11 protein-coding genes, 1 tRNA gene and 4 pseudogenes are annotated in these 14895 nt (G+C 30.0%); 8 read left to right on the top strand and 8 right to left on the bottom strand.

Annotated elements, in window-relative coordinates:
* The first annotated feature begins 311 nt into the window (after window positions 1-311).
* The gene (locus tag CCANL266_RS01575) at window positions 312-797 is read left to right on the top strand and encodes a prepilin-type N-terminal cleavage/methylation domain-containing protein (protein ID WP_172230385.1); all 486 of its coding nucleotides are present in this window, start codon (window positions 312-314) and stop codon (window positions 795-797) included.
* A gap of 675 nt (window positions 798-1472) precedes the next feature.
* Here CCANL266_RS01575 and CCANL266_RS01570 read toward each other — a convergent pair.
* From CCANL266_RS01570 to CCANL266_RS09735, 4 genes and pseudogenes are all read right to left on the bottom strand, one after another.
* Complete coding sequence (locus CCANL266_RS01570) at window positions 1473-1616, bottom strand: hypothetical protein (protein ID WP_172230387.1); 144 nt, start codon at window positions 1614-1616, stop codon at window positions 1473-1475.
* A 1236-nt stretch (window positions 1617-2852) separates the two neighbouring features.
* Window positions 2853-3350 (bottom strand): type II secretion system protein, encoded by a 498-nt coding sequence (locus CCANL266_RS09485; RefSeq protein ID WP_244948139.1) that lies wholly within the window; start codon window positions 3348-3350, stop codon window positions 2853-2855.
* A gap of 1006 nt (window positions 3351-4356) precedes the next feature.
* Window positions 4357-4656, bottom strand: a pseudogene (locus CCANL266_RS09480) (flagellin); the annotation flags it as partial.
* A 1071-nt stretch (window positions 4657-5727) separates the two neighbouring features.
* Window positions 5728-5967 (bottom strand): annotated as a pseudogene (locus tag CCANL266_RS09735) (flagellin hook IN motif-containing protein); the annotation flags it as partial.
* On the opposite strand from CCANL266_RS09735, the gene CCANL266_RS09730 reads away from it, so the two are divergent.
* Together CCANL266_RS09730 and CCANL266_RS01545 are read left to right on the top strand one after the other, a co-directional pair.
* Window positions 5951-6361 carry a hypothetical protein gene (locus tag CCANL266_RS09730; RefSeq protein ID WP_342354095.1) on the top strand — a complete coding sequence of 137 codons (411 nt, stop codon included), beginning with the start codon at window positions 5951-5953 and terminating at the stop codon, window positions 6359-6361. The pseudogene CCANL266_RS09735 and the gene CCANL266_RS09730 sit on opposite strands and share 17 nt — an antisense overlap.
* Before the next feature lie 20 nt (window positions 6362-6381).
* Window positions 6382-6456 (top strand) — tRNA-Asn (locus CCANL266_RS01545).
* Between the two features lie 114 nt (window positions 6457-6570).
* Here CCANL266_RS01545 and CCANL266_RS01540 read toward each other — a convergent pair.
* The 3 genes from CCANL266_RS01540 to glnA form a co-directional block, all read right to left on the bottom strand.
* Window positions 6571-7497, bottom strand: a complete 927-nt coding sequence (locus CCANL266_RS01540; RefSeq protein WP_172230401.1) for a DHH family phosphoesterase — start codon at window positions 7495-7497, stop codon at window positions 6571-6573.
* Window positions 7498-7500: 3 nt separating this feature from the next.
* Window positions 7501-8754 carry a hemolysin family protein gene (locus CCANL266_RS01535; protein ID WP_172234343.1) on the bottom strand — a complete coding sequence of 418 codons (1254 nt, stop codon included), beginning with the start codon at window positions 8752-8754 and terminating at the stop codon, window positions 7501-7503.
* Window positions 8755-8831: 77 nt separating this feature from the next.
* Entirely contained in the window at window positions 8832-10262 is a 1431-nt protein-coding gene (gene glnA / locus CCANL266_RS01530) for a type I glutamate--ammonia ligase (protein ID WP_172230398.1), read from the bottom strand.
* 69 nt (window positions 10263-10331) lie between these two features.
* Here glnA and CCANL266_RS01525 point away from each other — a divergent pair, with 69 nt between their 5' ends.
* The 3 genes from CCANL266_RS01525 to CCANL266_RS01515 are packed head-to-tail and all read left to right on the top strand — an operon-like array spanning window position 10332 to window position 12725.
* The gene (locus CCANL266_RS01525) at window positions 10332-11024 is read left to right on the top strand and encodes a chemotaxis protein (protein WP_172230395.1); all 693 of its coding nucleotides are present in this window, start codon (window positions 10332-10334) and stop codon (window positions 11022-11024) included.
* Window positions 11021-12262, top strand: a complete 1242-nt coding sequence (locus CCANL266_RS01520; RefSeq protein WP_172230393.1) for a peptidase U32 family protein — start codon at window positions 11021-11023, stop codon at window positions 12260-12262. The genes CCANL266_RS01525 and CCANL266_RS01520 overlap by 4 nt, the downstream gene beginning before the upstream one ends.
* Before the next feature lies 1 nt (window position 12263).
* A complete protein-coding gene (locus tag CCANL266_RS01515) occupies window positions 12264-12725 on the top strand; it encodes a DUF3972 domain-containing protein (RefSeq protein ID WP_172230391.1) in 462 nt (153 codons plus the stop codon).
* On the opposite strand, the gene CCANL266_RS09725 is transcribed toward CCANL266_RS01515, so the two are convergent.
* Window positions 12713-13102, bottom strand: coding sequence for a hypothetical protein (locus tag CCANL266_RS09725; protein WP_342354094.1), 390 nt, complete (start codon window positions 13100-13102; stop codon window positions 12713-12715). The genes CCANL266_RS01515 and CCANL266_RS09725 overlap by 13 nt on opposite strands.
* Between CCANL266_RS09725 and CCANL266_RS09720 the strand changes: the two are divergent.
* Both CCANL266_RS09720 and CCANL266_RS09475 read left to right on the top strand, forming a co-directional pair.
* Window positions 13011-13325: pseudogene (locus CCANL266_RS09720) on the top strand (flagellin hook IN motif-containing protein); the annotation flags it as partial. The gene CCANL266_RS09725 and the pseudogene CCANL266_RS09720 sit on opposite strands and share 92 nt — an antisense overlap.
* 1071 nt (window positions 13326-14396) lie before the next feature.
* Window positions 14397-14696 (top strand): annotated as a pseudogene (locus CCANL266_RS09475) (flagellin); the annotation flags it as partial.
* Between the last annotated feature and the right edge of the window lie 199 nt (window positions 14697-14895).

Here is a 14895-nt window from a genome sequence, read left to right as displayed (position 1 = left end):
TCAACTACAAGCTTCAATCAAACCTAACTTAATATATTTATAAGTTTATTATTTGTTATTATGTATTTTTACTAAATGTTATTATCTTTATTTATTTATCTTACTTACTAACACAAAAAAGCATCTTTAAAAGTACTAAATAATCAACTTTAATTAGTAATTTTAAAGCTTAAAAAAAGCTAAAAAGTTATGTATTAAAATATAAGCTAAAGCTATAAAAGTATTTATGCATAATAATTTAAAACCAAGTACTTATTTTAATTTCTTGCACAAAAAGTAAAAAGATAAATTATTTTTTACAAGGAGTTATTATGAAAAAAGGTTTTACAATGATTGAACTAATCTTTGTTATTGTTATTTTAGGTATATTAGCTGCTGTGGCTATTCCTAAGATTAATGCTACTAGAGATGATGCGGAGAAGGTTAAGTCAGCTCAAAATATTGTTACTTTAATTGGGGATTTAGGGTCTTATTATACGGCTCAGGGGGAATTTGCTACTAAGACTGGTGGTACTGATATTGATTTTGCAAAAATGACTAATGTGGCTTTTAGTAGCACCGCTACAGATACTGCACAATTAAAGATTGGCTCAGATAGTGATTGTTTAAAGATTAAGGTTGATTCTGCAAATGGTAAAGTTACTTTTACAGGAAAAACAACTTCACCTAGTAAAGCTTGTGAAGAAACTTTAAAATTATCAACAGTTAAAGCAGCTTTTGGTGGTAATGATTTATCAACTGGTAGTGGTACAGCAACAATCGATTTCGCCGCTTCAAGTGTAAATTTTGATTTCTAATTAATAAAAACAAAACAAAAAGGTAGCCTAAAAACTACCTTTTTACTTACACTTCTCAAACCTTCAAACAAATAAAACAAACAAAGTCAAAATAACAAAACATAACAAAACAAATTTAAAGTATCTTCATTCTATAATAATTTATTTTATTTTTCTTAATCTTTTTTCTTATTTTTTATCTTATTTAAAGCCAATTCTAAAGCTTAAAAAAGCTAAAAAGCTATGTATTAATATAAGCAAAACTATAATAAATTAAATTATCTTTACTACCAAAACATGCAACTACAACTATCAAATAAACAAAACAATTTTAAATCCTTCTAATAAATCCAAGCAAATACAAAAATACTACTAATTAAAAAGCAAATAAATTTAAAAAGATTAAAAAATTAAAAAAAGCTGAAAGAATTTAGAGACAGTAAAAATGAGTAAAAAGGCAAAAAGAAAGTAAAAGATTTTTCCTAATTTTCCTAAATACTACTAATTTAATCTTGTACTTTTTGCTATAAGCTTAAGAATAGATTAAATTAAGTTTTATTTAAGCTGCTAACTTCTTCATTTTATTCATTTTATTCATTTTATTCATTTTATTCATTTTATTCATTTTATTCATTTTATTCATTTTATTCATTTTATTCATTTTCCTAGTACTGTAAATTTATTCTTGTGTTTTAACTATTGTCTTAAAAATACATTAAATTCAGTTTTATTTAAGCTGCACCCTTCCAAATCTTCCAAATCTTCCAAATCTTCCAAATCTTCCAAATCTTCCAAATCTTCCAAATCTTCCAAATCTTCCAAACCTTCCAAACCTTCCAAACCTTCAAATCTTCCAAACCTTCCAAACCTTCCAAACCTTCAAATCTTCCAAACCTTCCAAACCTTCAAATCTTCCAAACCTTCCAAACCTTCAAATCTTCAAACCTTCCAAACCTTCCAAACCTTCAAATCTTCAAATCTTCGCAATCTTTGTATAGTGCTGTAATTTTAATCGCATATTTTTTACTACAAACTTAAGAATATATTAAATTAAGTTTTATTTAAGTTTATAGTTGGAGTTGTTGATTGTTTTTTGGTGGGGTAAAGTTTGAGTGGTTGGATAGCGTAAAAATATTTTAGGGTATTGATAAGCGGAGTAAGGATTGATGGCTGTGCAGGGTTGAATGATGGTTGGGGGGGGGATGGAATAGTGATTTTTAGTTAGAGAGGCATAAGAAAGCAAAAAGAGTTTAGAAAAAGTAAAAGAAAGTAAAAGAATTGAAAACAGTGTAAATAAAGTTAAAAAAGCAAAATAAACTAAAAAATTTAAAAGAATTTCCATAAATATTGCTAATTTAATCTTGTGTTTTTTTTACTACAAACTTAAGAACACATTAAATTAAGTTTTATTTAAGTGTATAGTTGATAGCTTGAAGGTAGGTTGTGAGTAGTTGTTTTTTTTGGGGGGGGGGGTAGAGTAAAGTTTTAGTAATTAGATAGTGTGTAAATATTATTTATAGTGTAAGAATGGTTGGTTTAATTGATAGTATTTTTGTGTTTGTTTGTAGTAAAGGAGAATAGATAATAAAACCAAAAGAAAGTAAAAGAATTAAAAACAGTATAAATAAAGTTAAAAAAGCATAATAAACTAAAAAATTTAAAAGAATTTCCCTAAATGTTGCTAATTTAATCTTATGTTTTTTATATAAACTTAAAAATACATTAAATTAAGTTTTATTTAAGCTTATAGTTTGAGCTTGAAGGTAGGTAGTGGATAGTTGTTTTTTTGGTGGGGTAAAGTTTGAGTGGTTGGATAATTGTGCGGGGATAAAAACTGATTATGAGATGTTGTAAAAAGAAGATTTGTGGGCTAAGCGGAGTAAGGATTGGTAGCTGTGCAGGGTTGAATGATGGTTGGGGGGGGGGTGTTGATTGTTTTTTGATGGGGGTGGGGTTAATGAGTTAAGTTGTGTGTTTGTTTTTTTACTTGTTTGAAGGTTTGAGAAGTGTAAGTAAAAAGGTAGTTTTTAGGCTACCTTTTTTTTGTAAAAATAATTATTATTTAGATTTAGTTTTTTATTTAGCTTTTGTAGAAGACACTCCATCAAAATTTATTCCACTTGCAGAGTAATCAATTGTTATTTCATTATTATCATCTAACTGTTTTCCATCAGCAGTATTTCTTAATAATGTAGAAGCTGCTACAATTTTTGAACATAACTTCTTACCACTATTACCACTTGAAGAACCTGAAGAAGTAATTTTAATACTTGAATCGTCAGCTATTTCAAATTTTAAGCAAACTTCATTTTTAATCTTTAAATTACCATTACTATCTAAAGCAACATTTGTTATTTTATGAAAAGGGATATTACTTCCACTTGAATCCCTAAACCCACCTTGAGAAGTATAAAAAGACGCAAAGTCACCCATTAATGTTGCAATATTTTGTGTAGCCTTTACTTGTTCTGCATCATCTCTAGTAGCATTAATCTTAGGAATAGCCACAGCAGCTAATATACCTAAAATAACAATAACAAAGATTAGTTCAATCATTGTAAAACCTTTTTTCATAATAACTCCTTGTAAAAAATAATTTATCTTTTTACTTTTTGTGCAAGAAATTAAAATAAGTACTTGGTTTTAAATTATTATGTATAAATACTTTTATAGCTTTAGCTTATATTTTAATACATAACTTTTTAGCTTTTTTTAAGCTTTAAGATTACTAATTAAAGTTGATTATTTAGTACTTTTAAAGATGCTTTTTTTGTGTTAGTAAGTAAGATAAATAAATAAAGATAATAACATTTAGTAAAAATACATAATAACAAATAATAAACTTATAAATATATTAAGTTAGGTTTGATTGAAGTTGCTTTCTTCTAACTCTTACAACTATTCCAATCATTCCAACTATACCAACTATTCTAACTATTCTAAACCTTCGAACCCTTCCAAATCTTCGTAATACTGCTAATTTAATCTTGTGTTTTTACTGCAAACTTAAAAATACATTAAATTCAGTTTTATTTAAGCTTGTAGTTAGTGTTGTTGATTGTTTTTTTTGGGGGGGGGCGTAGATAAGAAAATAAAAAAAATTAAAAAGAATTGAAAAACTAAAAGAAAGCTAAAAGAATTGAAAACAGTGTAAGTAAAACTAAAAAATTGAAAAGAAACAAAAAGAAATAAAAAGAAATAAAAAGAAATAAAAAGAAATAAAAAGAAATAAAAAGAAATAAAAAGAAATAAAAAGAATTGAAAACAGTATAAATAAAGTTAAAAAAGCAAAAGAAAATTAAAAGAGACTAAAAGAAAATCAAATGAATTTAAAAAAGCAAAAGAAAATTAAAAGAATTTAGAAAAACAAAAATGGTTGCATGTGGTTGTTGATGGTTGTGATGTGGGGATATAATAAAACAAAAAGAAGTTAGCTTTAGGCTAACTTCTAAGATAAGATTATAAGCTTTTGTTACTAAGATAACATTATAAGCTTTTGTTACTAAGCTAACATTATCAGCTTTTGTTACTAAGCTAACATTATCAGCTTTTGTTACTAAGCTAAGATTATATTCTTTTACTATTGTAACAACTTCATAACATTTTGTTGAACTGCATTTGATTGGCTTAACGCATAAACACCACTTTGAGCTAGGATTTGTTGCTTACTAAAGTTAGAACTTTCACTAGCAAAGTCTAGGTCTCTTATTTGGCTTTCTGCTGATTTAACATTAACTTGAGTTACGCTAATGTTATTGATTGTAGAAACTAATTGGTTTTGAACAGAACCAAGGTCGCTTCTTACAGCTTCTAGTGCTTTAATAGCGTTTTCTGCTATGTTCATCATTGCCATTGCTCCTTTTAAGGTCATTACACCTGCAGCGTAACCATTTTGGTTGTCGCCACTCTCTCCTGCTTGCCATTCTTCTGTGTTAAAGCCCATTGCGTCTGCGTCTTCTTTAGAAATAGTTGCGTTTGTTTCTCTTAAAGATATTGTTTTTTCTACAACATTTTTATCAAAGCCTAAAGCACTTGTAACATCAATTTCTTTTAATTTTCCATCTGCACCTACAACTGAAGTTGTTGCTTGTACAACTATGTCTCTTCCGTTATTTGAGCTAAGGCTTAATCTTCCAAAATTAGTTTTATTTTCATCAGTTAAACCAATAATATCAGTTAAACCACTTCTATTAGGCTCGTTTATGCTTTCTTTTACACCTTTTAAGAATTGTATAAATGAATGAGCTACCATAGCATCTTCACCTTCAGTAGTTGCCATAGTTTTACCTGCAGCACTATCAACTATTTTTGACATTGCATTTATTGCAGCATCTATTTTAGCATTTGCATCAGCTACGCTAGCATGTTCTGTTTTAACTGCAGCTAAAGCAACTTTAGCTTCTTCTAATATACCACTAGGTTCTGCGCCTCCATTTGGACCAGTAGGTCCTTGTTTAGCATTAGCTAAATTTAATGCACCGATAGCTTTTGCAGCTAAATCTGTTAATGTTACCTTACCATCTTCTGCTACTTTACCTTTAGCTTGATCATAACCATCTTTTGCAATTCTTGCATCTTGTTCATAATGTGCTTTTTGTACATCTTCAAATTTATTATTTTCATTTAAAATTGAACCTTTATTACCATTTCCTGCTGTACCAGTTACTCCATCGCCTTTCCAAGTATCAACTGCACCCAAATCAACTGCTACTTGACCATTACCAAGTTTTGCATTACCTGTATCAGCTGCTTTATTATCACCTTTTGTTGTATATAGTAAATGTTTATCTGCTACACGACCATTTGTTATATCTTTATCACCTGTTTGTTTTGTAACATCTAAATTACTCTTATCAACACCATCAGTAATCTTAATACCACGACCATCACGGTTGTTTAATACTAATCTACCTTTGCTATCAACTGATGCTTCTACTCCTGTTTGGTCTTTAACGGCATTAATTGCAGACCTTAAAGCACCGTTTCCATCTTTGTCTTTTACTTCTATTGAACCTATTGTAACACCGTTGATTGAAAAGCCTTCAAGTGTTGTTCCTGCTTTAATTGGTTGTGCAAAAACTGTTTGAGCTGTTAAAGAAGCTTTAATACCTGTTTTATCGCTAGATTTATTAATAGCTTCAGCTAAAACACCTAAACCATTACCTGCTTTAATATTGTTACCATCAACTATACTTACTGGTTCAAAAGTAAAATCATTAATTCCATCAACATTTTTAAAAGTAACTGTTACTTTATCTCCACCTATTGCTAGGTCGCTTTGGCGTACATTATGTCCTGTTTCAAATCTTGTTAAGCCGATTTTATCTGATGTTGTTGCACCAATACTTGCTTTTACTGTTTCGTTTGAATATGCACCGATTTGGAATTCTTTGTTTGAGAAGTTTCCACTTAATAATTTTTGCCCGTTAAATGAAGTAGTATTATCAATAAAGATTTTAAATACTTATATGCAAGGTTTTTTAGCAGGTTTTAGCCCTGCCACACCTTGCACAATTTTTACAAGGTTTTTTTATAAAAAAAGTAAAAAAAATCTTGACAAAGAAAAAAAAATTAATTATAATTAGTCTTTTTTTTACTGCTTAGTTCCGGATTAGCTCAGCGGTAGAGTAGGCGGCTGTTAACCGCTTGGTCGTAGGTTCGAATCCTACATCCGGAGCCATTCTTCAAAACTAATTTTTTAATAAAATTTTCAAGTAATTTAAAATATTTTGTAGCTAATAATTATAGATTAATAAAAAATATATTTTAGCTAAGCATAAGCCTAGCTAAAATTTTAACCATCTGCATTGATTTTTGTGATTAACTCGTTTAGTACTTCTTCTGCTTTTTCGTGTGAAACTTGACAAGTGCCTGCTGCTTCGTGACCGCCACCACCGTATTTAAGCATTAACTCGCCAATGTTTGTTTTACTTGAACGGTCAAATATACTTTTGCCTGTTGCATAAACCATATTTTGACCCCTAAAACCTAATATTTTATGAATTGAGATATTACATTGCGGGAAAAGCGCATAAATCATAAAACGATTGCCTGGATAGATTATTTCTTCTTTGCTTAAATCAAGTACAACTAGGTTTTTATAAACTTTTGAACATCTTAATAATTGGTCTTTAAATTCTTTTTCGTATTTTTTATACAAATCGCTTCTTTCAACAACATCAGGTAATTTCATAATTTCATCAATTTTATGATTTTTGCAATAATCAATTAAATCCATCATTAAATTATAATTGCTTATTCTAAAATCGTGAAACCTTCCAAGCCCTGTTCTACTATCCATTAAAAAGCTTAAAAATTCCCAACCTTGTGGATTTAAAACATCTTCTTTATTAAATTGAGCGCTGTCTGCTTTATCAACAGCAACCATCATATCGTGCCAATCTTCAGGAAATTTAACACCTTGCTTTGTGTAATAATCATATACAACTCTAGCTGCTGATGGAGCATCTGGGATAATTATGTGATTATCTTTTTTACCATTTCTAATACTTTCGCTTTCGTGATGGTCAAATACTAAATAAGCATTTTCACAATATGGTAAATTTGTTACAATATCGTTATTTGTAATTTCAATAGTTCCATCTTGCATATCCTTTGGATGAACAAATTTTATATCATTTATTAAATCCATATGCTTTAGTAGCACTGCACATACTAAACCATCCATATCACTTCTTGTTATTAATCTATATTTTTGCATTTTTTAACCTTTCTTTATAATTTTTAATAGTTTTATACTGTTTGCGTGCATTGATTTTACTTCGTAGTAGCAAAATTCATCTTCGCATCTTTCTTTTTCACTAGGCATATGACCCAAGCGATTAAATACATACCCCCCAATTGTAAGCTCTTCTAAGTCATCATCAAATTTAATACCTAGTAATTCTTCAACACTTTCAATATCTAAACGCCCATTTACTATATAAACATTATCACTTATTTTTTTAATTTCTTGTGATTTTATATCGTGCTCATCGCTTATTTCGCCGACTAATTCTTCAATAATATCTTCCATAGTTAAAAGTCCTGCTGTACCGCCATATTCATCAACTACGATTGCTGTGTGAATTTGTTCTTTATTCATTTGCAAAAGTATTTTTGAAATACTTAGATTTTCAGGTACAAATAACACATTTCTAACACAAGAATTTAAGTCGCTATTATCAAGCAAATCTCTAATATGAATCATACCTAAAATATTATCTTTACTAGCGTCTATGTAAGGGAATCTAGTGTGTTTAAATTCTTTTACGATTTTTAAATTTTCTTCATAATTTGAGATTTTATTTAAGCAAATCATATCTCTTCTTGGTGTCATAATCTCTTTAGCAACAATATCACTAAAATCAACTGCATTTTGTATGATTTCTGTTTCAAATTCATCAAGCACACCGCTTCTTTGACTTTCGCTTGCTATGATTTTTATTTCTTCTTCTGTGTGGGCATTTTCTATATTTGTTTTAATGCCAAAAATCTTTAAAATTCCAATGGATAAATAATCAAAAGAAATAATAAATGGAGCAAATAAAATTCTAAAATAATAAAGTGGTCTTGAAATTATTAAAACAACCTTTTCTGTCTTTGCTATTGCAATACTTTTTGGAACGATTTCTCCTAAAACAACATGCATTAATGTAATAAAAATAAAAGAAATTACAACGCTAATGCTATGAATTGCAACAGGATTAACATTAAAAGATGAAAGCAATTTACTTAAAATAGTTGCTACAGAACTTTCACCAAGCCAACCTAAAGCAAGAGAGCTTAAAGTAATACCTAATTGAGTTGCTGATAAATATGTATCTAAATGATTATACATATTTAAAGCAAGTTTAGCTGAAGAATTACCAGAATTTGCTAATTCTTCTAACTTGCTTTTTCTAACCTTTACAATACTAAATTCAGACAACACAAAAAACGCATTTAAAAATACACAAAACAATGCTAAAAATAGCATTAATGCCGTATAACTGGGGTCCAAATATTCTCCTTTAAAAATACTAAAATATGCATTATATCAAAAAAATTAAAAATTTAGCACGAATATGTAGTTTTAAATTCATAAGCAGTTGGTCTTTGCTCTATCGGCCATACTTGATTTTTAAATTTCATACGCTGATAATCTTGAATGCAAACCTCACTAAAAATTGGTCTTAAATAAGCATTATCTTTTAGCATATTTTCTAAAGCAGACCTTAAAGTATGTGGCATTTGCTCAATACCTTTTTCTCTAATTTCATCAAGACTTAATTTAAATAAGTTTTCATCCATCGGACCTGCTGCTAAAAGTTTATTTTTAACACCATCAATACCAGCTAATAATAAACTAGCAAAGCATAAATACACATTTGAACTTGAATCAGGAAAACGCATTTCAACCCTTGCGCTATTTTTACCTATTCCATAAGGCACACGGCAACTTGCAGAGCGATTTTGACATGAGTATGTAAGAATGCTAGGCGCTTCAAAACCAGGTATTAGCCTTTTGTAAGAATTGGTTGTTGCATTTGAAAATGCTGCTACACTTTTAGCGTGTCTTAATACTCCGCCTATAAAATGAATTGCTGTTTGGCTTAATTTTGAATAGCCTTTTTCATCATAAAATAAATTTACCCCGTCTTTAAATAAGCTCATATGCACATGCATACCGCTACCATTATCTAAATGCAGTGGTTTTGGCATAAATGTAGCTGTTTTTCCATTTAAATGCGCAACCATTTTTACAACATATTTATATATTTGCACATTATCAGCTGCTTGAACTAAATTATCAAATTTTACACCAATTTCGCCTTGCCCTTGCGCTCCTTCGTGATGATGTACAAAGCATTCAAGCCCAACCCTTTGCAAAACTTGTACCATTTCAGCTCTTAAATCTTGCATACTATCAACAGGCATAATTGCAGTATAACCACCTTTTCTTCTAGGACGATGAGCGCTATTGTATGAATCATCATAGTTTTTAGCGTCATTCCATTCGCCTTCTTCACTATCTATTTGATACATTGCATAATGCATAGAATCAATTATTTTCACATCATCAAAAACAAAAAACTCATTTTCAGCACCTATAAAAATTTCATCAGCAATGCCACTTTGTTTTAAAAATTCTTGAGCTTTTTTTGCAATTGTTCTTGGACATTTTTCATAAAAATCATTTTTATAAACATCATAAATATCACAAATTACAATTATCGTATTATCGCTAGTAAATGGGTCTAAAAAAGCAGTTGTGATATCTGGTTTTAAAATCATATCGCTTTTTTCAATTGGCTGCCAACCTTTATATGAGCTTGCATCAAAAGGAATTCCATTTTCTAACAATTCATTTGTAACAGAATGAAGTGTATAAGTAAGATGATTCCAAGCACCATCAAAAGAAGTAAATCTAAAATCTACAAATTCAACCTCATTTTTTTCACAAAAACTATAAAACTCTTTTAAGTCTTTTACGAATTTAGCCATTTTTTTACCTTAAGTTAGATTTGATTATGTATGATATTAACAATTTTTTTTTAATAATTAGGAAGAGATATGACACAAGAAGAATTAGATGCTTTAATGGCTGGTGGGCTTGATGATGAAGAACTTGTGCAAGAAGAGCAAGAAGTAAAAGAAGAAAAAGCACAAACAAGTGAAGAAGAATTGGATGAAAGCTATAAATCATACCGTCCAGATTCTACTAAATCTTGGCCGCCGCCACCGCCAACTCAAGACCATAAAGTAGTTCATCAATTAGATGATGTTACAAGAGATAGCGAAATAAAAGCTACTGAATTACTTGGCAAAATAGAAATGATTATGGATTATTTTGCAAATGCAGAAGCTATAGTAAAAAAATTAAAAAAACATCATTCAAACTTAGAAGAATTATTTAAATTGTTAAATGAAAAATTCCCTAATGTAAATAGGTTTAATGAAGAATTAGAACAATTAAATAATTTAAAAGCTGATTATGATGAATTAAACGATGCTTTAGCTATGGGACAAGATGAAGCTATGATGGCAATGGATGCTATGCAATATCAAGATATACATAGACAAAAGATTGAAAGAGTTATAAATGTTATGCGTGCCTTATCAAAATATATGAATTCCTTATTTGAAGGTAAAATTGATGATGAAAAGCGTGTAAGCTCAGCTGTTCATATTGAAGGCGATAATACAGCAGATTTAGTAAGTAACGATGATATCGAAGCCTTAATCGCATCACTAGGAAAAAAATGATAGAAATAGTAGCTCCAGCAGGAAATTTAAAAAAATTAAAAATAGCGGTTAATTATGGTGCAAATGCAGTTTATGCAGGGCTTTCTCAATTTTCATTGCGTTCTCGTTCAGCCAAAGAATTCAATGAAGAAAGTTTTTTAGAAGGTATAAATTATGCACATTCAAAAAATGTCAAAGTTTATGCTACCGTAAATGGTTTTCACACATCAGCTCAACTTGATGGCTTAAAAAGACATTTAAAAACACTAGAGCGTTTAAAGCCTGATGCTTTAATAATTGCAAGCGTAGGTGCTATGAAATTAGCAAAAGAATTTGCACCTAACATTCCAATCCATGTTAGTACTCAAGCAAATGTCTTAAACTACGCTGATGCGCAGGTATATAAAGAATTAGGTGCAAAAAGAGTAGTTTTAGCAAGAGAGTTGAGTTTAAAAGATGCCTGTGATATTGCTAATAATTGCGATGTGGAACTTGAGGCTTTTGTGCATGGTTCAATGTGTTTTGCATATAGTGGAAGATGTTTAATATCAGCGGTTCAAAGTGGTAGAAGAAGTAATTTAGGCTCTTGTGCTAATGACTGCCGTTTTCCTTATGAATTATATGCTAAAAATCCAGAAAATAACGCACTTTTTCGTATAGAAGAAAATGAAAGTGGAACTCATATTTTTAATTCAAAAGATTTAAATTTAGCTAAATATATTGACAAAATAGTGCAAAGTAAAGCAATTTCTGCACTTAAAATAGAAGGAAGAACAAAAAGCGAATATTATGTTGCTTGTGCTGTTAGAACTTATGCTAAAGCACTTAAAGATGCTTTAAATAACACTTTTAACCCAAGTGAATATGAAGCTGAATTAAACACATTAAAATCTCGTGGCTTTACAGATGGCTATTTAATAAATAGACCTTATGAAAAAGATGATACTCAAAACCATATTACCTCAATAATGCAAGGTACAATGCAAGTTCAAGCTATTAGCGAAGATGGAGAATTTTTTGCATCAAAAGGCATTTTAAGAGTTAATGAAAGTTATGAAATATTTGCCCCAAATGATATTTTAATACCACAATGTGACAATGAAATAGGTAAAATATTTTGCAAAGATGGTAAATATTTTTTAGAATTTAAAAAACTAATCAATGAAAAAAACAAAGAATTTAATGAATTACACAGTGGTAATATAAATTTATGTAAAAGCCCTGTAAAACTTTGTGAATTTGTATTTTTAAGGAGTTAAGATGCAAACTTATTTAGAGCTAAAAGAATTCTGTAAATTGGTTCATTTAGATGAAGAAGTGGTTTTAACGATGATAGAAAAAGGCTCATTAAAACATAAAAAAGAAGACGATAAAATCTTAATTGAAGCTAGTACAGGAACTTTTGCTTTAATGCCAAATACAAACTCCATTCAAACATCTCAACAGCAAATAACAGGAAATTTTGTAGAAAAAACAATAGGTACAATTTTAAATTTACACGAAAAGGTTTTAGATGCAAAAGATGAGACCTTAGAAGTCTTAAAAAACGAAAATGCTTTTTTAAAAGAAGCATTGTATTCAGTACAAGAACTATACGACGCTGATAGAAAGGTGATTGAGAGTTTAAATGCTGAATTGACAGCTTCTAGAGAAGAAATTGAATTTTTAAAAAGAAAATACAAATTAATGTGGAATAAGGCTGTAGAAAACTATAAAAAATAACCAATTTTTACTTTTTTTATAAAAAACCTTGTAAAAATTGTGCAAGGTGTGGCAGGGCTAAAACCTGCTAAAAAACCTTGCATATAAGTATTTAAAATCTTTATTGATAATACTACTTCATTTAACGGGCAAAAATTATTAAGTGGAAACTTCTCAAACAAAGAATTCCAAATCGGTGCATATTCAAACGAAACAGTAAAAGCAAGTATTGGTGCAACAACATCAGATAAAATCGGCTTAACAAGATTTGAAACAGGACATAATGTACGCCAAAGCGACCTAGCAATAGGTGGAGATAAAGTAACAGTTACTTTTAAAAATGTTGATGGAATTAATGATTTTACTTTTGAACCAGTAAGTATAGTTGATGGTAACAATATTAAAGCAGGTAATGGTTTAGGTGTTTTAGCTGAAGCTATTAATAAATCTAGCGATAAAACAGGTATTAAAGCTTCTTTAACAGCTCAAACAGTTTTTGCACAACCAATTAAAGCAGGAACAACACTTGAAGGCTTTTCAATCAACGGTGTTACAATAGGTTCAATAGAAGTAAAAGACAAAGATGGAAACGGTGCTTTAAGGTCTGCAATTAATGCCGTTAAAGACCAAACAGGAGTAGAAGCATCAGTTGATAGCAAAGGTAGATTAGTATTAAACAACCGTGATGGTCGTGGTATTAAGATTACTGATGGTGTTGATAAGAGTAATTTAGATGTTACAAAACAAACAGGTGATAAAGATATAACAAATGGTCGTGTAGCAGATAAACATTTACTATATACAACAAAAGGTGATAATAAAGCAGCTGATACAGGTAATGCAAAACTTGGTAATGGTCAAGTAGCAGTTGATTTGGGTGCAGTTGATACTTGGAAAGGCGATGGAGTAACTGGTACAGCAGGAAATGGTAATAAAGGTTCAATTTTAAATGAAAATAATAAATTTGAAGATGTACAAAAAGCACATTATGAACAAGATGCAAGAATTGCAAAAGATGGTTATGATCAAGCTAAAGGTAAAGTAGCAGAAGATGGTAAGGTAACATTAACAGATTTAGCTGCAAAAGCTATCGGTGCATTAAATTTAGCTAATGCTAAACAAGGACCTACTGGTCCAAATGGAGGCGCAGAACCTAGTGGTATATTAGAAGAAGCTAAAGTTGCTTTAGCTGCAGTTAAAACAGAACATGCTAGCGTAGCTGATGCAAATGCTAAAATAGATGCTGCAATAAATGCAATGTCAAAAATAGTTGATAGTGCTGCAGGTAAAACTATGGCAACTACTGAAGGTGAAGATGCTATGGTAGCTCATTCATTTATACAATTCTTAAAAGGTGTAAAAGAAAGCATAAACGAGCCTAATAGAAGTGGTTTAACTGATATTATTGGTTTAACTGATGAAAATAAAACTAATTTTGGAAGATTAAGCCTTAGCTCAAATAACGGAAGAGACATAGTTGTACAAGCAACAACTTCAGTTGTAGGTGCAGATGGAAAATTAAAAGAAATTGATGTTACAAGTGCTTTAGGCTTTGATAAAAATGTTGTAGAAAAAACAATATCTTTAAGAGAAACAAACGCAACTATTTCTAAAGAAGACGCAGACGCAATGGGCTTTAACACAGAAGAATGGCAAGCAGGAGAGAGTGGCGACAACCAAAATGGTTACGCTGCAGGTGTAATGACCTTAAAAGGAGCAATGGCAATGATGAACATAGCAGAAAACGCTATTAAAGCACTAGAAGCTGTAAGAAGCGACCTTGGTTCTGTTCAAAACCAATTAGTTTCTACAATCAATAACATTAGCGTAACTCAAGTTAATGTTAAATCAGCAGAAAGCCAAATAAGAGACCTAGACTTTGCTAGTGAAAGTTCTAACTTTAGTAAGCAACAAATCCTAGCTCAAAGTGGTGTTTATGCGTTAAGCCAATCAAATGCAGTTCAACAAAATGTTATGAAGTTGTTACAATAGTAAAAGAATATAATCTTAGCTTAGTAACAAAAGCTGATAATGTTAGCTTAGTAACAAAAGCTGATAATGTTAGCTTAGTAACAAAAGCTTATAATGTTATCTTAGTAACAAAAGCTTATAATCTTATCTTAGAAGTTAGCCTAAAGCTAACTTCTTTTTGTTTTATTATATCCCCACATCACAACCATCAACAACCACA

The organism is Campylobacter canadensis (assembly GCF_013177655.1).
Classification (GTDB): Bacteria; Campylobacterota; Campylobacteria; order Campylobacterales; family Campylobacteraceae; genus Campylobacter_E; species Campylobacter_E canadensis.
Note: the sequence above shows the minus strand (reverse complement) of the source record. Positions and strands in the feature narration are given on the sequence as shown.